Source organism: Paenibacillus tepidiphilus (assembly GCF_008635795.1).
Lineage (GTDB): Bacteria > Bacillota > Bacilli > Paenibacillales > Paenibacillaceae > Paenibacillus_AQ > Paenibacillus_AQ tepidiphilus.
On the sequence record NZ_VWRQ01000004.1, the window covers coordinates 363,162 to 382,893 of the forward strand.

The window sequence follows — 19,732 nt, forward strand, 5'->3', positions numbered from 1 at the left end:
GAACTTGGCAATGGCACAAATGAATATGAAAGAAGCAATCCGCGACGCGCTGCGCGTCGAATTGAACCGTGATCCTAACACTCTGATCTTCGGTGAAGATGTGGGTAATGTCGGCGGCGTATTCCGTGTAACGGAAGGGCTGCAGAAAGAATTCGGCGAAGACCGCGTATTTGATACACCGCTGGCGGAATCTGCCATCGGCGGCCTGGCCTTCGGTCTGGGCGTGCAAGGCTTCCGTCCGATCGCAGAAATCCAGTTCATCGGCTTCATCTTTGAAGCTCTTGACCAAATCGTGATTCAGGCTGCGCGTCTGCGCTACCGTTCCGGCGGCAAATACAACGCACCTGTTGTTTTCCGGACACCATTCGGCGGCGGCGTTAAGGCAGCCGAGCTGCATACCGATTCCCTTGAAGGCCTGATTGCCCAAAGCCCGGGGATCAAAGTGGTTATTCCATCCAACCCGTATGATGCGAAGGGTCTTATGATCGCTTCGATCCGCGACAACGATCCGGTATTCTTCATGGAGCATTTGAATCTGTACCATGCATTCCGTACAGAGGTTCCTGAAGGTGAATATACCGTTGAGCTTGGCAAAGCAAACGTGGTACGTGAAGGCTCCGATGTAACGATCGTTACTTACGGCCTGATGGTACACACCTCTACCAAGGCAGCCGAGCAGCTGGAGAAGGAAGGCATCAAGGCCGAAATTATCGACCTGCGGACGGTAAGCCCGATTGATATCGACACCATTGTTGCTTCGATCAAGAAGACCAACCGCGCCATCGTGGTGCAGGAAGCGCAGAAGAGCTCCGGCGTAGCCGCCGAGGTTATCGCGCAGATCAACGAGAAAGCCATTCTCCACCTGGAAGCGCCTGTGCTGCGCGTAGCCGGTCCGGACACCGTTTATCCGTTCGCTCAAATCGAGGATTCCTGGATTCCGACGCCTGCACGTGTCATTGCAGCTGTGAAGAAAGTGCTGGAATTCTAATATAGGCTTATTCCCTAACCAAAGCACGCGCAGGCTTCCGGCGGTTTCGCAAGAAGCTTCTCCGGAGGCGCTGCGCACATAAACTTTTAGGAGGTTATCAAGGTGGCTAAATTTGAGTACCGGTTCCCTGAGCTGGGCGAAGGTCTGCATGAAGGCGAAATTATCAAAATGCATATCAAAGCCGGCGACAAAGTAACCGATGACGATATTATTATGGAAGTGCAGAACGATAAGGCGGTAGTGGAAGTGCCTTGTCCGGTCAACGGCACTGTGCTGGAAGTGTTCACGAAGGATGGTCAGGTTTGCCGCGTTGGTGAAGTTGTAGCCATCATCGATGCTGAAGGCGACGTTCCTGAGCAGGAAGGCGGACATGCCGCTGACCAAAGCGCCCAGGAAGCAGATGCAGCCAAAGGCAGCGCAGACACCACGTCTTCTCCTGCTAGTGCAAGCTCGGCCAATTTCCAGTATACATTCCCTGAGCTGGGCGAAGGTCTGCATGAAGGCGAAATTATCAAGATGCATATCAAACCCGGCGACAAAGTAACCGACGACGACATCATCATGGAAGTGCAGAACGACAAGGCGGTAGTGGAAGTGCCTTGCCCGGTTAACGGCACCGTGCTTGAAGTCTTCGCCAAAGACGGCCAGGTCTGCCATGTAGGCGAAGTTGTGGCAATTATCGCTGCCGAAGGTGAAGTTCCGCATCAGGAAGGCGCTTCGGCACCTGCACAGGCTGCGGCTCAAGAGGCTGATGCAGCCAAGGGCGGCGCAGTCACTGCAGCCGCTGCAGTTCCAGCTCCGGACCGCGATGTGCTGGCAACCCCAAGCGTGCGCAAATTTGCCCGCGACAATAATGTAGATATCTCCAAGGTGAACGGCTCCGGCAAGAACGGCAAAATCAGCCGTGAAGATGTGGAAGCCTTCTTGAAGGGCGGCGCATCCGCTCCGGCGGCAGCTCCTGCAGCAGCAGCTCCTTCCGCAGCACCAGCGGCTGCAGCGGAAGCTCCTAAGGCCAAGAAAGAAGCAGCACCAGCTGCGGCTGGCAATGTAAGCTTGGAAGAAGAACGCGTACCATTCAAGGGTATCCGCAAAGCAATCTCCAATGCGATGGTTAAATCGGCCTATACCGCACCTCATGTTACGATCATGGACGAAGTGGACGTAACTGAGCTGGTAGCCTTCCGTGCCCGCATGAAGCCTGTAGCCGAGAAGAAGGGCGTTAAGGTTACTTATCTGCCATTCATCGTTAAGGCCCTGGTGGCAGCTTCCCGTCAATTCCCGGCGCTCAATGCCATGATCGACGAAGAAGCCAATGAAATTGTCTACAAGAAATACTACAACATCGGTATCGCCACAGACACCGACAACGGTCTGATCGTTCCGGTTATCAAGGATGCTGACCGCAAGAGCATCTGGATGATCGCCAGCGCCATTACCGACCTTGCTGTGCGCGGACGCGAAGGCAAGCTGTCTGCCAATGAAATGAAGGGCAGCACGATCTCCATCAGCAACATCGGCTCCGCGGGCGGTATGTTCTTCACACCGATCATCAACTTCCCTGAAGTGGCGATCCTTGGTACAGGACGCATCACCGAGAAGCCGGTCGTTAAGAACGGTGAAATTGTATCGGCGCCTGTAATGGCTCTGTCCCTGAGCTTTGACCACCGTATCATTGACGGTGCAACCGCTCAGAACTTTATGAACTACATTAAGACCCTGCTTGCAAATCCTGATATGTTAGTTATGGAGGTGTAATTCATGGTAGTCGGAGACGCTTCAATCGAAATCGACACATTGGTTATTGGTGCAGGTCCCGGCGGGTATGTGGCGGCAATTCGTGCCGCCCAGCTCGGCCAGAAGGTCCTGATCGTGGATAAATCGGAACTCGGCGGCGTGTGCCTTAACCGCGGCTGTATTCCATCCAAAGCGCTGATCTCGGCAGCTCATCAATTTGAAGCTGCACAGCACGGCGAAGTGTTCGGCGTAACTGCCGAGAACGTTAAGGTGGACTGGGCCAAGACTCAGGAATTCAAGAACGGCGTTGTCAAGAGAATGACTAACGGCGTAACGAGCCTGATGAAGGGCAATAAGATTGAAGTATTCAGCGGCGAAGCCATGTTCATCAGCACAAACGAAGCCCGTCTGTTCAATGAGCATGAATCCCCGCGCTACAAATTCAATAACTGCATCATCGCAACCGGCTCCCGTCCGATCGAGCTGAAGCCGTTCCCGTTCGGCGGACGTATTCTGTCCTCGACCGAAGCGCTGGATCTGCCGGAAATTCCGAAGAGCATGATCGTTATCGGCGGCGGCTACATCGGTGCCGAGCTCGGCCAGATGTACTCCAAATTCGGAACTAAAGTTACGATCATCGAAGGCATGGACACTGTGCTGCCAGGCTTCGATAAGGATATGACCCGTCTGGTATCCAAGAACATGGCGAAGACCGGCATCGAAATCGTAACCAACGCGAAGGCCGAAAGTGCCGTACAGAACGACAAGGAAGTAACAGTGAAATATTCCGTGGGCGGCGAGTCCAAGGAAGTAACTGCCGACTACCTGCTCGTAACTGTAGGACGTCGTCCGAATACTGACGGTGAACTGGGTCTGGACCTGATCGGCGTAGAACTGGACGACCGCGGTCTGATCAAGGTTGACCATCAGGGCCGCACCAACATTCCTAACATCTATGCCATCGGCGACATCGTACCGGGCCTGGCCCTGGCACACAAAGCCTCCTATGAAGGCAAGATCGCTGCTGAAGCCATCTCCGGCCACAAGTCGGTCGTGGATTACAAAGTAATTCCAGCTGTGGTATTCACCGATCCGGAATGCTCCAGCGTCGGCCTGACCGAGAAGGAAGCCAAAGACAAAGGCTTCAAGGTAAAAGCCGGCAAGTTCCCGTTCGCGGGCAACGGCCGTGCTGTATCCCTGAACGCACCGGACGGCTTCATCAAGATTGTGGCGAATGCCGACAACAATCTGGTGCTTGGCGCGCAGATCGTCGGGCTGGAAGCTTCCAACCTGATCGCCGAGCTTGGCCTCGCGATCGAAATGGGCGCTACGCTTGAAGATATCGCGCTGACCATCCACGCGCATCCGACCCTTGGCGAAATCGTCATGGAAGCCGCTGAGCTGGTGGAAGGCCATCCGATCCACGTTGTGAAATAATAACCTAATCCGCATTCTGCGGGCTTGATCAAGGGACGCTTTCCGGCCATTATATGGCTGGGGGCGTCTCTTTTTTATTCCTGGCGACTCGATGAATCGCTGCCGCTTACGGCGTTAACGGAACAGATCAAGGCATGACTGGCGGGCTGTCAGACTGTAGAACGTTAGACTATTATCGCTCTTAGTCAGTATTTCCTGCTCTTTGCAAGTTACAAGCCAGGTCAGGTCATGGTAAACTGGAAGATGACAAATGTGAGAGGAGCGCGGAGAAGCTTGCGTAATTATTTGGATTTACTTCAGGATATCTTGGACCATGGTACGCCTAAGGGCGACCGGACCGGTACCGGCACGATCTCGGTATTCGGGCGTCAGCTGCGCTTTGATCTGGCGGAGGGCTTTCCGCTGGTGACCACCAAGCGGATTCACTTGAAATCGGTGGTGCATGAGCTGCTGTGGTTCTTAAAAGGCGAGACCAATATTGCTTATTTGAAGGAAAACGGGGTCTCCATCTGGGATGAGTGGGCCGATGAGAACGGAGAGCTGGGTCCGGTGTACGGCTCGCAATGGCGGGCCTGGGAAAGCGCCGACGGACGCCATATCGACCAGATTGCCGGAGTGATTGAGTCCATCAGAAACAATCCGGACTCACGCCGTCATATAGTCAGTGCCTGGAATGTGGGAGAGATTGAGCAGATGAAGCTGCCGCCATGCCATTTCGTGTTCCAGTTCTATGTGGCGGACGGCAAGCTGTCCTGCATGCTGACCATGCGCTCGGTGGACACCTTCCTCGGTTTACCGTTTAACATTGCCAGCTATGCACTGCTGACACATATGGTAGCCCAGCAGACGGGTCTGGAGCCGGGTGAATTCATTTGGTCCGGCGGCGATGTGCACATTTATACAAATCATCTGGAACAGGTGGCCACGCAGCTGGCCCGGGAGCCGTATCCGCTGCCGCAGCTGAAGATCCGCCGGAAGCCGGATAGCATCTTCGATTATACCTTTGAGGATTTTGAATTCGAAGGCTATGAGCATCATCCGGGCATTAAAGCGCCGGTAGCCATATAAATCCCGTACGGGATATCCTGTGAAGGAGTGGATGAAGGATGAGCATTAGCATGATCTGGGCGATGGCCCGAAACGGCGTGATCGGCAGGGATAATGATATGCCCTGGCATCTTCCCAGGGATTTCGACTATTTCAAGAGCGAGACGCTGGGCAAGCGGATGCTCATGGGCCGCAAAACCTGGGACTCGCTGGGCGGCAAGCCGCTGAGAGGCCGGACGAGCGTTGTCATTACGCGGGACCGCAGCTTTGCGGCGGAAGGGGCACAGGTGATCCATACGCTGGAGGAAGCGCTGGAGGAAGCCCGCAGAGGCGATGAGCTTATGGTGATCGGCGGGGCCGAGATCTATAAAATGATGCTGCCATACGCCGACAAGCTGCTCGTTACCCGGATTGAGGAGGATTTTCCGGGAGATACCGTCTTCCCGGAGGTCGACTGGAGCCAGTGGCGGGAAGTCTCGAATACGCCGGGGATCCGGGATGAGCAGAATCCGCATGATTACCGGTTCTATGTTTATGAACGTTTGGGCTAAGATTATCTAAATTTTCACGTTTTCTCTAACACAACATGTTAAATAGTACAAATAATCAGCAGATTAATCCATTACTGTGCAAAAGTATTGGATGCTACTATAATTAAAATTAGGAATGCTAAAGTTGAAGATAGTATAGGCAGGTGCAGCTACTTCACTCGTGCTGAACAGAGATAATATCGCCGCCTTATGATACAATGTACTATACATCAACAAGAAGAGAACGGATGGGGGAAACGTAGAAATGTCGACACCTACTGGATTTATGGAGTATAAGCGCCAGCTCCCAGGAGACCGCGATCCCGAGCAGCGCGTGAGAGACTGGGAAGAATTTCATCATCATTTATCCGAGGACGAGCTTCGGACACAGGGTGCACGCTGCATGGATTGCGGAACCCCATATTGCCACACGGGTATCGACATGGCGGGAGGCACTTCGGGTTGTCCGGTGCATAATCTGATCCCGGAATGGAACAATCTCGTCTACCGCGGCTTGTGGCGGGAAGCGCTGGAACGCCTGCACAAGACCAATAATTTCCCTGAATTCACTGGCAGCATCTGTCCGGCGCCCTGCGAAGGCTCATGTACCGTCGGGCTGATCGGCCAGCCGGTGACCATCAAGACGATTGAACTGGCGATTGTGAACAAGGGCTTCGAAGAGGGCTGGATTGTGCCTAATCCGCCGGAGAAGCGGACCGGCAAGAAGGTTGCCGTTGTCGGCTCCGGCCCGGCCGGTCTTGCTGCCGCGGCCCAGTTGAACAAGGCCGGACATACTGTTACCGTGTACGAACGCAGCGACAGAATCGGCGGACTGCTGACCTACGGCATTCCGACGATGAAGCTGGATAAGAGCGTTGTACAGCGGCGTGTGGATCTGCTGGCTGCGGAAGGCATTACCTTTGTGACCAATACCGAGATCGGCAAGGATATTGCTGCCCAGCAGCTCGTCGATGAATTCGATGCGGTTGTGCTGTGCGGCGGCGCGACCAAGCCCCGTGAGTTCAACGTGGAAGGCAGCGGACTGAACGGTGTGATGTATGCCATGGATTACCTGACCGGCACCATTAAGAGCTATCTGGATTCAGGCCTTACCGACGGCAACTATGTATCGGCTGCCGGCAAGGATGTAGTGGTGCTCGGCGGCGGAGACACCGGCTCAGACTGTGTCGCTACTGCGCTGCGTCACGGCTGCCAGAGTATCACCCAGTTCGGCACCCATGATAAGGCGCCTCTGACCCGTGACCCGATTGCCAATCCATGGCCGCAATTCCCGAACGTGTACACGCTCGATTACGCCCAGGAGGAAGCAAAAGCGATCTTCGGGGAAGACCCGCGCGAATTCTCTATCATGACCACCAAATTTGTCGGTGATGAAGCTGGCAATCTGCAAGAGGTGCATACCGTGCAGATTCACCGGATGGTGGATGAGACGGGCCGGAAGATTTATCAGCCGATTCCCGGCACAGAGCGCGTATTTCCTGCCCAGCTTGCCCTGGTGGCGATCGGCTTTGACGGGCCGGAGCAGACCTTGGTGCAGCAGCTCGGCCTGGAGACGGACCGCCGTACGAACGTGAAGGCGCGTTATGGCAAGTTCAATACGAATGTCGACAAAGTATTCGCTGCAGGCGATATGCGCCGTGGACAAAGTCTGGTCGTTTGGGCGATCAACGAAGGCCGCGAAGCCGCCCGCGAGGTCGACAAGTATTTGATGGGTTCAACTGTACTGGTCTAATACCCTTTGTAATGACAACAGCCGCTGGCCGGAGAAATCCGGATGGCGGCTGTTTCTTCGTGAGCAGGCTGCGGCACCGCGTTACCGCAAATGCCTTGACGGATGCCGGCGAATCCATTAGATTATTAAATAATATATGCACAGCAGCGTTGATCAAGGATCTATGCTTCACTCCATCGCCTGTACAGAAAGAGGACTCACCGGCTGAAAGGTCCTCCGCAAGCGACAGAAGCATACCCTGCCTTGGGAAGCTGCGGTACTGCGGCCATGATTGCCGGAGCTGCCGCCGGTGCCGGCCGTTATCCGGAAGAAGGACTGCCAGGCGCCTTAGCTCCGGGCAGTTGAATTAGGGTGGTACCACGATACATTCGTCCCTGACGGATGTGTCTTTTTTGCGTTTCGGCGTGCCAGGTGGTCCCCGAAACAGATATTACATAGGAACCAGGAGAGAGGATGAGAAACTATGCGTCAAAGCCAATTGTTTGCCACAACCCTGCGTGAAGCACCAGCCGAAGCGGAGACAGCCGGTCACCGGCTGCTGCTGCGCGCCGGGTACATCCGCCAGCTGGCGGCGGGAATCTATACGTTACTGCCGCTCGGTCAGCGGGTCCTGCGCAACCTTGAGACCATCGTACGGGAGGAGATGGAGGCCGCCGGAGCCCAGGAGCTGCTGCTGCCCTCCATGCAGCCTGCCGAGCTATGGAGAGAGTCGGAACGCTACGAGGTGTACGGCAAGGAGCTGATCAAGCTGAATGACCGGCATGAACGGGAATTCGTGCTGGGGCCAACCCATGAAGAAGTTATTACGACTCTGGTACGAGGGGAGATCAGCACCTACCGCCGGCTGCCGGTGACGCTGTTCCAGATCCAGACCAAGTTCCGCGATGAGAGGCGTCCCCGCTCCGGCCTGCTGCGCGGCCGTGAGTTTCTGATGAAGGACGCCTATTCGTTCGACACGGACCAGGAGGGGCTCGATGCCTCATACACGAAGATGTTCGAGGCGTACCGGCGCATCTTGGATCGCTCCGGTCTGAACTACCGGGCGGTGCATGCCGATTCCGGAGCGATCGGCGGAGAAGGGGGCAGCCATGAATTTATGGCTGTCGCCGGCATCGGCGAGGATACCATCGCCGTCTGCCCGGCTTGCGATTATGCCGCCAATCTGGAGCAGGCAGAAGCGGCTGCTCCGGAAGCCGGCCCGCATAAAGGCAGCTCTGCGGCACTGGCAGCTCTTGAACGGTTTCATACACCGGAGGTGAGAACGATTGAAGAGCTTCGCGGCTCGTTTGGAATCGCGCCGGAGCAAATCATCAAGACGCTGGTGTATACCGGGGACGGACAGACGATCGCCGTCCTAGTCCGCGGCGACCATGAAGTCAATGAAATCAAGCTGCAGAAGGCTACCGGCATTAGCGAGCTGGTGCTCGCCGAGCACGGTGCGGTGGCGGAGCTGGCCGGTGTCGAGAGCGGGTTTGTCGGGCCGGTGGGACTGGACCTGGCGCTGTATGTCGATGCGGCCGTAGCCGCAATGCCACAAGGTACCGCAGGGGCTGGAACGAAGGATTATCATCTGCGCGGCGTGGTGCCGGGAAGAGATTTTGCCCTGGAGCATGTAGGGGATTTCCGCAACGTTACAGAAGGCGAAGCATGTCCACAGTGCCGCAAGGCGGCGCTGGAGTTCCACCAGGGCATCGAAGTCGGGCATATCTTCAAGCTGGGTACGAAATACAGCGAGAAGCTGGGAGCCCGCTACCTGGATGCTACGGGCGTCAGCCGTCCGCTGATTATGGGCTGCTACGGCATCGGCATTTCCCGGCTGCTGGGAGCCGTAGCGGAGCAGAATCATGATGAGGAAGGACTGATCTGGCCAGAGGCGCTTGCCCCTTACCAGGTGCATATTCTGCAAATGTCGGCGAAGGACGGGGAGCAAGCGGCTTTGGCCAAAGAACTGTACGGCAGGCTTACGCGCGCCGGGATCTCAGTGCTTCTGGATGACCGGGACGAACGGGCAGGCGTCAAATTCAAGGATGCCGGGCTGATCGGAATTCCGGTTACAGTAACCGTCGGCAAGGCTGCCGCAAGCCGGCAGGTGGAATGGAAGAGCCGCCGCGGAGGCGACAAGGAACTGATCGGTCTGGACGAGGCCTTCGCCCGGATTGCGGCGCAGTAGAAGTCCGGACATATGTAAAGGATAAGAAAGCATGTCCCCGGCCGAATGACCGGGGATTCCGCTTACCCGGAGAAGTCTCCGGCACCGGCGATGCCGCTGAAATTTCTTGCCTGGACATTGTTGAATACGCCGGTAGCTGCCGCATTTGTGAATATCACGGCAATGTCTGAGTGGTCTCCTAGTTGCTTGTACCGGATGACTATTTCCTCTTAAAAAGACGCCCGCAAAAATGCTATAATAGACTACTGGACGTATTTTTTGAAAAATAAGTGCCTGTAAGCCGTACCTGTAATGGCCTTATATTTCTTGCAGGAACAGTCGCGGTGGCGGCGGAACGGTATAGCCGTTACTTCCTGAGCGCTGATCAGACTGACAAAGAAGGCAAGGAGCGATTCTTTTTGAAGACACTCATTATTGCGGAAAAACCGGACATGGGGCGGAATATCGCCGCCGCAATAGAACCGAAGGCCAAAAATCACCGTTCCTACCTGGAAGGGGAGCAGTACATCATCACCTGGGCAATCGGGCATTTGATCGGCTTGGCCGAACCCGAAGCCTACGACGATAGATACAAGAGATGGAATATCAACGATCTGCCGATTATTCCCGAAGAGTTCAAGCTGGTCCCCAACAGCCGGACGCTGGATCAGCTGAAGGTGATTGCGGAGCTCGCCAAACGGAGTGATCTGCTGGTAAATTCCTGCGACGCCGGGCGCGAGGGGCAGCATATTTTTTCGCTTATCCAGCGGCACTTGAGGCTAAGCCAGCCGGTGAAACGGCTGTGGATCTCCGACCTCACCCCTGAGACGATCCGCAAAGGCTTCCAGGAGCTGAAGGACGGAACCGAATACGAGAACCTGACCAAAGCGGCCAAGGCGCGCAGCGAGGCGGACTGGCTGATCGGGATGAACGGCTCGCGGGCGTTTACCACAAGGCACAATGTGCTGCTGTCCGTAGGCCGGGTGCAGACTCCGGTGCTGGCGCTGATTTATGACCGGCAGAAGACGATTGAGGCCTTTTCCTCGCTGAAGTTCTTTGAACTCGAAGGCCATTTTACCCAGAATGAGCTTGCCTACAAAGGGATGTGGCAGGGGGAACGGATGACCGAGCAGGCCAAAGCGGACGCGCTCGCAGCCAAGGTCAAAGGTAAGCCGGGGCGCATCAGCTCCTATGAAGTGAAGGAAACGAAGGAGTATCCGAACAAGCTGTACGATTTGACGCTGCTGCAGCGGGAAGCGAACGGCAAATTTGCTTTTTCCGCCAAAAAAACGCTCGACATCGCCCAGGCGCTGTACGAGAAGCACAAGGTGATCTCCTACCCGCGGACGAACTCTAACTACGTGAATGAGCAGAATATTCCGGAAATGCATAAGACGCTGTCCTCGCTGCAGGGAACGTCGTACGACGAGTGGGTGAAGAACGCGAGCCGCAATCTGGTGCATAAAGGGAATAAGTTCGTCTGCAACCCGGCGAAGGTCGAGGACCACCACGCGATTCTGCCGACCCCCCGCAAAGCCTCCGGGCTGAGTGCCGATGAAGCCAAGCTGTATGACCTGATCGTCCGGCGTTTCCTCTCCCAGTTCTATCCGGCGGCGGAATATAAGGTACATACCGTGCTGACCGAAGTAGAGGGGGAAACCTTCAAAACTACGGTCAAGGAGCTGCTGAGTCTCGGCTGGAAGGTCATTTACGGAGATCAGAAGAAGGACAAGAAGCCCTCCAAGGGGAGGGGCAAGGACGAGGAAGAAGAAGAAGTAGAGGTCAACGAGCCTTTCGCGGTGTCGGCCCAGGAAGCAGTCCTGTGCACCGATGCCATCGTCAAGGAGAAGGATACCCAGCCTCCGAAGGCTTATACGGAAGGGACCCTGCTGAAAGCGATGGAGAGCGCCGGCAAGCAGATCGAGGACGAGGAGCTTCGCGATGTCATGAAGGATTCCGGCCTCGGAACACCGGCTACCCGCGCGGCAACCATTGAACGGCTGAAGAACGTCGGTTACATCGAGATGCAGGGCAAGAAGATCGTCATTACGCAAAAAGGGCGCACGGCCATCGAGCTGATCCGCGGCGCCGGCGTCGAGCTGCTGACTTCGCCGGAGATGACCGGCCAGTGGGAGCGGCGGCTGAATGAGATTGCCAGAGGCACCGCTTCCGATCTGCAGTTTATGGAGAATGTGAAGCGGTTTGCGTCCATGATTGTAGACAAGGTGCGCCGGCAGTCGCGCGCCGCCAAGACTTCTTTTGAAGCGGAGACACCGCCGGCCAAGACCCGGAAGAGCGGAGGGGCCTCCCGGAGCGCTGCAAGCCAGCCTGCTGCGCGTACGCGCAAGCCTGAAGGGCAGGCGGCTCCCCGCACCCGTAAGCCGGCTGACGAGGCCCAGGAGGGCGGGCCGAAGATTGTCGGCCAGTGCCCGCGTCCCGGCTGCGGCGGCATGATCTTCATGGGACGCAAGGGCTATGGCTGCTCCCATTACAAGGAAGGCTGCAAGTTTGTCATCTGGAAGGAAAATCATGGCCGCATGCTCACCGATGCCCAGGTCAAGGCGATCATCGAGAAGGGCAAGACAGGCAAGCTGAAATTTACCGGTGAAGACGGAGCTGTTCAGGAAGGGAAGCTGGTGCTGGCTGACCCGGACACCGGACAATTGACTGTGGAATAATACGAAGCCTGTCAGGGCTTCAGACAGAATAAGAGGATGCGGTCCCCGGGGGACGCATCCTCTTCTATTTATTGAGCAAGATGCCTCTCTACGGCAGCTGTCAGCCGTGGCTTATCTGCTGCGCATGTCTGCGGATTACCGGCGGAACTTCAGTGATGCCGGTAATCGTCGTCACCGATTGCTGCATTTCGCGCTGCAGCTCAATCAGGTTGTACAGCCATTCGTTCTGCTGCTTCAGGTAGATGCTGTTGATGCCGGCCGTAACCGCCGGAAGCACGTCGGTGCGCAGGGAGTTTCCGATCATCCAGGTACGGGGGCGCTCAAACCGGTGGGTGCGCAGGATGTCCTCCAGCGACTCCACATTTTTGTGCTGCCGGATAAAAATGCGGTCATCAAAATAGATATCGAGCTTCATCTGTTCGATCTTGCGCTGCTGAATCGTATCGTCCCCGCCGGTATACAGATACAGGTCATGTCCTTCCTGCTTCAAGGTATCCAGCGTCTCCACCATTCCGGGGTAGGCTTCGATTTCCTGATCGTACACGCTGAGCCCCAGCTTCATCAATTGACGCTCCTTCTCGGGATCGGAGGGCCGGTTAAATCTGGCGGCAAAATAGCGGTAGGTGGCGATCAGCGATTTTGGGAAATTCTCGCTGGCCAGGCCGCTGGTGTTGACGGTCTCCACATCAATTTCCACCTGCTTGGTGCGGATATCGCCGGTCACAATGCCGTCGCCGCCGAACCAGTCGCTCATCAGCTCGAAATACTGCCCGAGAATCAGATCAAAATATTTATTGCAATGCACAAGCGTATCATCCAGATCAAAGATGATTTGCTGCTTCAGAATCGTCATGGGGTTCTCTCCTTATCTCTGTATCCAGATCTTTGGTATCAGGTTAAATGCGAATGTATGATTCCAGGAACATCTGCAGCTCCGATGCACCGTCGGGACGGATGCTGAACCGTTCGTTGCCTTCGCCCTCATCGCTGAGATGGACCCGCAGGAGGCCGGCCACGCGCAGAATGAGCAGATGATGCATCAGCATCTCGCTGGCCTGGTGAAGATCATATTGCATCTCCCAAATGGTCTTGGGTTCATGGGCAACGTAGCGCAGCAGCCGCAGCCGCGTCGGGTCGGAGAGCGCTTTGGTCAGACGCAGCAGCACGGTCGGCGGTTCGTCTTCATTGTCCGCAGGCACATCGACCGGGTACTGGATGATGATCAGCGATTTATAGAAGCAATAGGTGTTAATCGGCCGGTTATGCACGGTAGGAAGCAGCACGACAGTCTCCATGCCGGAGATATCGCCGATCACGACACCGCCGGAGGCGTATTCAATCAGCGCGCCGGGGTCCATCTTGCTCTCCAGCAGCTTCTTCTCCGAGGCGTCTTCGATCAGGAGCGGCAGAATCTTGTTCTCCACATGCCGGAAATACTGCTCATACCACAGCCGGAGGAGCGGGGCGTAGCCGCTCTGGATCCGCGAGCATTCCTCTACAGTCAGCTCCGGCAGATAAGGGGCAACCCGCTCCAGGCATTCTTCCGGCGCCGCTGCCTCAAGATCGCTCAGGAACTGGTTGACGCTTACGGCCGAACCGCGCTTATAGGCCAGCGCATACAGCACATCATAGTCTCCGAACGGCCATTCGGCCGCCTGCCGGAGCGCCGCCACCAGCTGTGGCGGAATACGCCCGTCCAGGTCGCGTACCCAGTCGGTGCCGATATCAAGATTGGAAATCCACTTTTTCGTAACATATAGCATAAAGCTGTCCAGCAGCTCATAAACAGGCGAAACATCGATTTTCAGCTCATAGCTCATGAAACATGACCTCCCGGAATCCGTCACTTCTATATATTATCTCTTGTTTCAAAGAGGCTTGTCCACTATAATGTTCGGTGTTTGTGGAATCGGCGTACGATAACTTCAGCATTCATACATAGGAGGATTCATCTGTGTCAGACCAACATCCGGCTTCGGCCGCTACTAACGGAAAACTGCATTATATGATTATAATTACTACAATTATCGCCGCGGGGCTCAGCCAGGGGCTGCTGCTGCCGGTTCTCTCCATTCTATTGGAGCAAAAAGGCGTCTCCTCGTCGCTGAACGGCTTGAATGCTGCGGCACTGTATGTAGGCTCCTTCGCCATGACGCTGGTCGCAGAGCGGGTGCTTGGTGCCATCGGCTTCAAGAAGCTGATAGCCAGCGGACTGAGCCTGGTGCTGGTGGCGTTGATCCTGTTCCCGCTGTTACCCGGAATCGGCGCCTGGTTCGTCCTGCGGCTGCTAGTGGGCATCGGCGATTCGGCGATTAACTATGCGGCCCAGCTGTGGGTACTGCTGATGGCGCCTGCGGAACACCGCGGACGCAACATTTCGCTGTACGGGATGTCCTATGGCCTGGGCTTCAGCCTGGGACCGCTCGGCCTGAGCCTGCTCCGCTTCGGCGAAGCCGCGCCCTTCCTCGTAATCGCCTTGCTGTTCGCGCTGGTCCTGGCCCTGGTCGCCTGGAAGCTGCCGGATTCCCGTCCGGATCAGGTGGAGCATGCAGAGAACCAGGCCCGCCGGTTTGGCCGCTGCTACAGCCTGGCCTGGTACGCACTCATACCGGCACTGCTGTACGGTTACATGGAAGCAAGTCTGAACAGTAATTTCCCTGTCTATGGCCTGCGGATCGGTTACAGCACTGACCAGATCGCGACGCTGCTGCCGTTCGCCGGCATCGGCGGTCTCCTGCTGCAGCTGCCGCTGGGCATCTGGAGCGACCGGTACGGACGGAAGACCATATTGATCCTGTCCGGAGTGGGCGGCGGCGCCGCATTCAGTCTGCTGCCGCTGGCCGGGGACCATTTCATGCTTACGCTTGCGCTGCTGATGATTGCCGGCGGGCTGGTCGGCTCCTTCTTCTCGCTGGGGCTCAGCTATGCCGCCGATATCCTGCCGCGCAATCTGCTGCCCGCCGCCAATGTCGTCGGTTCCTTCCATTTCAGCCTTGGCAGCATTGCCGGTCCGGGCATCGGCGGCCTGCTGCTGCAGTTCGGCTGGAGCGGCGGCGTGTTTGCCCTGATGGGCGGTTTATATATTGTGTTCGGACTTGTCGGGTTATTATTCTCGCCACGCCAAGCGATATAAGGTAGAATAAGAACGAGTGCTCGCATGGAATTTGATCCCGCTTTCAGAGTACACTATAGAGTAGAGTTGAAGAGGGAGAGGGCTGAAGCAATGATTACAGTCGAACATTTAGCCAAAGCAGTCGGAGAAGATAAAATTCCCATTCTGCAGGATATTGGCTTTCAATTGGAGCCGGGGGAATTCGTCGTGCTGCTGGGTGCCAGCGGCAGCGGCAAATCAACCCTGCTGCGCTGCCTGGCACTGCGCCAGAAATGGGACCGGGGAAACTTCCGCGTAGATGGCGTGGATATTCACAAGAGCTTTTGGACCGGAAGAAAGAAGATCCGCAAGGAATGGGCTTACCTGGAACAGAATGCGGAGCTGAATCCGAACCGTACGGCACTGAAGAACGTACTGATTGGACAGGCCTCGCAGACTCCGCTCTGGCGGATGGCCACTGGTATGGTCCGTTCCGATGATTATATGGGGGCGATGGATGAGCTGGATGCCTTAGGCCTGCTGGACAAGGCCAAGCTGAAGACCAGCCAGCTCAGCGGCGGCGAGCGCCAGCGTGTAGCTATCGCACGGGCACTGGTGCACGGAGCCAAGGTTATTCTGGCCGATGAGCCCGTGACCGGGCTTGATCCGCGTACGGCCGAAGGGGTTCTGGAGTCGCTCCGCCGGCTGTGTAAGGAAACGGGGCTGACAGTAATTACAGTGCTGCCTCTGGAACTGGCTGAACGCTATGCCACCCGGCTGTGGGTGCTGGAGGACGGAAGGATCAGGTATGATGTGAAAGGTCGTCGCCTGACCTCACAGGAGCGTCTGAAATTATAACTAAGGCGGTATCACGAAACAAGGAAAGAGTGATGAAGTTGAATAAACGTATGGTAAGGCGGCTTGCGGCGGCATTGCTGATGCTCGGCATGCTGCCGGCCTGCACCTTCATCAGCGACCCTGTTTCGCAGATGAAGGCGCCGGATCTTTCGGCTGACAAGGCTTCGCTGATGACGGCGATCAATTCATGGATACCCTCAGGCTCCTCGCTGATCCGGCCGATCAGCGGAGATAACGACAGCTCCATCTTTACCGATGATTTCGATAATGACGGCAAGCTGGACACACTCGTCTTCTACCTGACACCGAATGAAGCCGTGCTGATCCACGGGCTGATATTGGAGAAGCAGGAGGATGAATGGGTCAAGAAGCTGGTGTTCGACGGGAACGGGTCGCAGCTTGACTCTGTGGATATCCGCGATGTGACGGGAGACGGCACGAAGAACATCATTGCCGGCTACTCGCGCGGCGAGGAGAAGGGGATGGTGGTCTACAGCTACTCCGGCGGCGAGCTGGATGAGGTGCTGACCCAGCCCTATACGAAGTATTTGCTGGATGATTTGAACGAGGACGGCATCGAGGATATTACGATTGTGTATTTCAAGCGCAATGAAGTCGCTTCAATCACGACCTACCAATACAATGAAGGCTTCAAGGTGCTTGATTCTCTGGATGACATTGATCCGTATTTCAGTAATTATTACAATATTGTCTCAGGAAAAGTCGCCGAGAACAAAGAAGGTATTGTACTGGATTCCGCGGTGGACTCCCGTTCGGCCTATACGACGCTGGTGGTCATGGAGAACAATAAGCTGCGTGTGGTCATTCCCGGCGATGCGCGGACCTTCAAGGACCGCAAGATTGTCAGCAAGGATATCGACAAGGACGGCATTATCGAAATCGGATTGCTGGAGCCGCCCAAAGGCTGGGAATATTTTGATCCGGAGACCATCCCGTATTTCAATTCCTATTACAAATGGAACGGCAAAGACGGACTGGATTTTGCAGCCAAGCTGTATCAGGACCCGGCGGACCGGTTCGTCATCAATATCTCGCCGGAATGGAATGAGAAGGTGACGGTGGATACAAGGTCGGTGCTGAATGATTCGCTGAAGTTCATTATGACCGATACCGGGGAGACGGTAGCAGAGGTATCCTTCTTCACGGAGAGCGAATGGCAGCGGGCCAGAAACGACGGCTGGGAGCTGCTGGGCCGCGATTTGGATAAGTTTATCGGGTACCGCGGTGAACTGGAGCAGAGCACAAGCGGGGGAGACAAGGTCAAAATGACCGCCCCCATTGAAAGGAAGGGTATCGATGAGTAAAGTTTTGATTCTGGAGGATGAAGAATCCATCCGCAGTTTTATCGTGATTAACCTCAAGCGCAACGGGTTCGAGGTACTGGAGGCCGCGGACGGCAACGAGGCGCTGCACAAGCTGACCACCGTGCCCGATGTCGATATCGCACTCCTGGACGTGATGGTACCCGGCATTGACGGATTTGAAGTCTGCAGACGCATCCGGGAGACCAATGAGCGGATCGGGATTATTTTCCTGACGGCCAAGGTACAGGAGCAGGACAAAGTATATGCATTGTCGGTCGGCGCTGATGATCATGTCAGCAAGCCCTTTAGTCCGACCGAACTGATCGCCCGGATTCAGTCACTGCTGCGCCGGGTCAATGTACACCGGGAACAGTCGGCCAAGGTCTCCTTCCAATCCGGCCCGTTTACGCTGGATCTGATCTCCAAGCAGTTCAAGAAGAACGGGGAGCTGATCGAACTGACTCCGACCGAGTTCTCATTGGTACAATTCTTCCTGGAGAAAGAGAATACACCGCTCAGCCGGGACGTACTGCTGGATCATGTCTGGGGCAAGGAATATATGGGCGACCCGAAGATTGTGGATGTCAACATCCGCCGGCTGCGCCAGAAGATTGAAGGCAATCCCTCCGAGCCTGAATTCCTGCAGACCGTGTGGGGACACGGCTATAAGTGGAAGGGCCAGGCACAATGATCAAGAAGGGGATGCGCAGACAGATTGTACTGCACTATATTCTGGTGGTCTTTGTGGCGCTTCTCCTCGTTGAGGTTATCTTCCTGCTGGCGATCCGGACCTATTATTACGATAGTGTGTACAGCAAGATTGAAATCCAGATCGATGCAGCTGAGAATTTCTATAAGTTTACAGGAGAACATTCGCCTGATCAGCTGCAGAAGCTGCTCGATTTCTTCTGGATGACGAACACGGAGCTGCAGATTCTGAATGTGAACGGCGATATCCTGACAACCTCCACGGGATTTCAGCCGGACCGCACCATCACGACCAGCGACGTTCCCGAGGCACTCGGCGGCAATGTCGGACGCTGGGTAGGCCGGCAGCCGGGAACGAACGAAAGCGTGATGGCCGTCTCCAAGATGCTGCAGCTCGGCCGTGAAACCTATGTGATCCGGTATTTGACCTCCATGGAGGATATCGACAGCAGCCTGCTCAGCCTTACGCTCGTGTCCATCGGCATTGGTGCGGCGGTTATGGCAGTGGTAGCGCTCTTCAGCGCAGGGCTGGCGAACTCGATCGTCAAGCCCCTTAACAATATTACAGCCGTATCGGCACAGATGGCCAAGGGGAAGTTCACGACCCGCATCAAAGGGGACTACCGGTATGAGATCGGCGATTTGGCTTCTACACTTAATTATATGGCCGATGAAATTATCCGCAGCAACCAGATCAAGGATGAATTCATCTCCTCCATCTCCCACGAGTTGCGGACGCCGCTCACAAGCATCAAGGGGTGGAGCGAGACGCTGATTTCGGGCGGATATGATCCTGAGGAGACGAAGCTCGGCATGAGCATTATTTCGCGGGAGAGTGACCGTCTGATCGGTTTGGTGGAGGAGATTCTGGACTTCTCCAAGCTGCAGCAGAACGAGATGAAGCTGTCTGTCGTTCTGGTCGATATAAAGGTCGTACTGCAAGAGACTATTCTGAACATCTGGGCCAAAGCGGAGAAGAAACGGATCCGTCTGGTGCTGGAATGTGATGAGTTGATTTATATCAAGGGTGACCCTAACCGGCTGAAGCAGGTCTTCCTCAATCTGGTGGATAACGCGGTGAAATTCTCGCCGGAGGATTCGAGCATTGTGCTGTCCGCCCAGAGGCTTACGGCGGGCGAAATGGCTGTCACCGTCAGCGACAGCGGGATCGGCATCAGCGAGGCGCATCTGGCCCGGGTCAAGGACCGCTTCTTCCAGGTGGATTCGCTCAATGGCGGTACGGGCCTCGGGCTGGCCATTTCCCAGCAGATCGTAGAGCTGCACCACGGCAGGCTGGGGATGGACAGTGAACTGGGCAAAGGGACCCAGGTCACGGTTATTATGGCTTTAGCCAGTTGAGTGCGTGAAACGCGCGAAACAAAAAACCACCCGCTATGCGGGTGGAGGGACTGAGGGTTTGACCACTAAGACCAT

15 protein-coding genes are annotated in these 19,732 nt (G+C 55.8%); 13 read left to right on the forward strand and 2 right to left on the reverse strand.

Features of this window, described 5'->3' with window-relative positions:
* Window positions 1–10 precede the first annotated feature (10 nt).
* The 8 genes from F1379_RS07610 to F1379_RS07645 all read left to right on the forward strand — a co-directional run bounded on the left by F1379_RS07610 (window position 11) and on the right by F1379_RS07645 (window position 12,316).
* Window positions 11–988 (forward strand): alpha-ketoacid dehydrogenase subunit beta, encoded by a 978-nt coding sequence (locus F1379_RS07610; protein WP_150268074.1) that lies wholly within the window; start codon window positions 11–13, stop codon window positions 986–988.
* Between the two features lie 102 nt (window positions 989–1,090).
* A complete protein-coding gene (locus F1379_RS07615) occupies window positions 1,091–2,743 on the forward strand; it encodes a 2-oxo acid dehydrogenase subunit E2 (protein ID WP_150268076.1) in 1,653 nt (550 codons plus the stop codon).
* A gap of 3 nt (window positions 2,744–2,746) precedes the next feature.
* Window positions 2,747–4,159, forward strand: a complete 1,413-nt coding sequence (gene lpdA, locus F1379_RS07620) for a dihydrolipoyl dehydrogenase (RefSeq protein ID WP_150268078.1) — start codon at window positions 2,747–2,749, stop codon at window positions 4,157–4,159.
* Between the two features lie 273 nt (window positions 4,160–4,432).
* Window positions 4,433–5,227 (forward strand): thymidylate synthase, encoded by a 795-nt coding sequence (locus tag F1379_RS07625; protein ID WP_150268080.1) that lies wholly within the window; start codon window positions 4,433–4,435, stop codon window positions 5,225–5,227.
* Window positions 5,228–5,265: 38 nt separating this feature from the next.
* Entirely contained in the window at window positions 5,266–5,757 is a 492-nt protein-coding gene (locus F1379_RS07630) for a dihydrofolate reductase (protein WP_150268083.1), read from the forward strand.
* A 244-nt stretch (window positions 5,758–6,001) separates the two neighbouring features.
* Window positions 6,002–7,489 carry a glutamate synthase subunit beta gene (locus tag F1379_RS07635; protein WP_150268085.1) on the forward strand — a complete coding sequence of 496 codons (1,488 nt, stop codon included), beginning with the start codon at window positions 6,002–6,004 and terminating at the stop codon, window positions 7,487–7,489.
* Between the two features lie 463 nt (window positions 7,490–7,952).
* Entirely contained in the window at window positions 7,953–9,659 is a 1,707-nt protein-coding gene (locus F1379_RS07640) for a proline--tRNA ligase (RefSeq protein WP_150268087.1), read from the forward strand.
* A 398-nt stretch (window positions 9,660–10,057) separates the two neighbouring features.
* Entirely contained in the window at window positions 10,058–12,316 is a 2,259-nt protein-coding gene (locus F1379_RS07645) for a type IA DNA topoisomerase (protein WP_150268089.1), read from the forward strand.
* 100 nt (window positions 12,317–12,416) lie between these two features.
* On the opposite strand, the gene F1379_RS07650 is transcribed toward F1379_RS07645, so the two are convergent.
* Both F1379_RS07650 and F1379_RS07655 read right to left on the reverse strand, forming a co-directional pair.
* Window positions 12,417–13,169, reverse strand: coding sequence for an HAD family hydrolase (locus tag F1379_RS07650; RefSeq protein ID WP_150268091.1), 753 nt, complete (start codon window positions 13,167–13,169; stop codon window positions 12,417–12,419).
* Between the two features lie 43 nt (window positions 13,170–13,212).
* Window positions 13,213–14,136, reverse strand: coding sequence for an ArsR/SmtB family transcription factor (locus tag F1379_RS07655; protein ID WP_150268093.1), 924 nt, complete (start codon window positions 14,134–14,136; stop codon window positions 13,213–13,215).
* Between the two features lie 185 nt (window positions 14,137–14,321).
* Here F1379_RS07655 and F1379_RS07660 point away from each other — a divergent pair, with 185 nt between their 5' ends.
* The 5 genes from F1379_RS07660 to F1379_RS07680 all read left to right on the forward strand — a co-directional run bounded on the left by F1379_RS07660 (window position 14,322) and on the right by F1379_RS07680 (window position 19,657).
* Entirely contained in the window at window positions 14,322–15,449 is a 1,128-nt protein-coding gene (locus F1379_RS07660; protein ID WP_150268144.1) for an MFS transporter, read from the forward strand.
* Window positions 15,450–15,539: 90 nt separating this feature from the next.
* The gene (locus F1379_RS07665; RefSeq protein ID WP_150268095.1) at window positions 15,540–16,265 is read left to right on the forward strand and encodes a phosphonate ABC transporter ATP-binding protein; all 726 of its coding nucleotides are present in this window, start codon (window positions 15,540–15,542) and stop codon (window positions 16,263–16,265) included.
* A gap of 38 nt (window positions 16,266–16,303) precedes the next feature.
* A complete protein-coding gene (locus F1379_RS07670; protein ID WP_150268098.1) occupies window positions 16,304–17,590 on the forward strand; it encodes a hypothetical protein in 1,287 nt (428 codons plus the stop codon).
* On the forward strand, window positions 17,583–18,281 hold the full coding sequence (locus tag F1379_RS07675; protein ID WP_150268100.1) for a response regulator transcription factor: 699 nt from the start codon (window positions 17,583–17,585) through the stop codon (window positions 18,279–18,281). The genes F1379_RS07670 and F1379_RS07675 overlap by 8 nt, the downstream gene beginning before the upstream one ends.
* Complete coding sequence (locus tag F1379_RS07680; protein WP_150268102.1) at window positions 18,278–19,657, forward strand: sensor histidine kinase; 1,380 nt, start codon at window positions 18,278–18,280, stop codon at window positions 19,655–19,657. The genes F1379_RS07675 and F1379_RS07680 overlap by 4 nt, the downstream gene beginning before the upstream one ends.
* Window positions 19,658–19,732: the final 75 nt, after the last annotated feature.

Excerpts from the sequence above, each read along its gene's own strand:
- F1379_RS07640 (WP_150268087.1), top strand. The coding sequence starts at position 7,953 with ATGCGTCAAAGCCAATTGTTTGCCACAACCCTGCGTGAAGCACCAGCC.
- F1379_RS07610 (WP_150268074.1), top strand. The coding sequence starts at position 11 with ATGGCACAAATGAATATGAAAGAAGCAATCCGCGACGCGCTGCGCGTC.
- F1379_RS07650 (WP_150268091.1), bottom strand. The coding sequence starts at position 13,169 with ATGACGATTCTGAAGCAGCAAATCATCTTTGATCTGGATGATACGCTT.
- F1379_RS07655 (WP_150268093.1), bottom strand. The coding sequence starts at position 14,136 with ATGAGCTATGAGCTGAAAATCGATGTTTCGCCTGTTTATGAGCTGCTG.
- F1379_RS07630 (WP_150268083.1), top strand. The coding sequence starts at position 5,266 with ATGAGCATTAGCATGATCTGGGCGATGGCCCGAAACGGCGTGATCGGC.
- F1379_RS07680 (WP_150268102.1), top strand. The coding sequence starts at position 18,278 with ATGATCAAGAAGGGGATGCGCAGACAGATTGTACTGCACTATATTCTG.
- lpdA (WP_150268078.1), top strand. The coding sequence starts at position 2,747 with ATGGTAGTCGGAGACGCTTCAATCGAAATCGACACATTGGTTATTGGT.
- F1379_RS07660 (WP_150268144.1), top strand. The coding sequence starts at position 14,322 with ATGATTATAATTACTACAATTATCGCCGCGGGGCTCAGCCAGGGGCTG.
- F1379_RS07665 (WP_150268095.1), top strand. The coding sequence starts at position 15,540 with ATGATTACAGTCGAACATTTAGCCAAAGCAGTCGGAGAAGATAAAATT.
- F1379_RS07675 (WP_150268100.1), top strand. The coding sequence starts at position 17,583 with ATGAGTAAAGTTTTGATTCTGGAGGATGAAGAATCCATCCGCAGTTTT.
- F1379_RS07635 (WP_150268085.1), top strand. The coding sequence starts at position 6,002 with ATGTCGACACCTACTGGATTTATGGAGTATAAGCGCCAGCTCCCAGGA.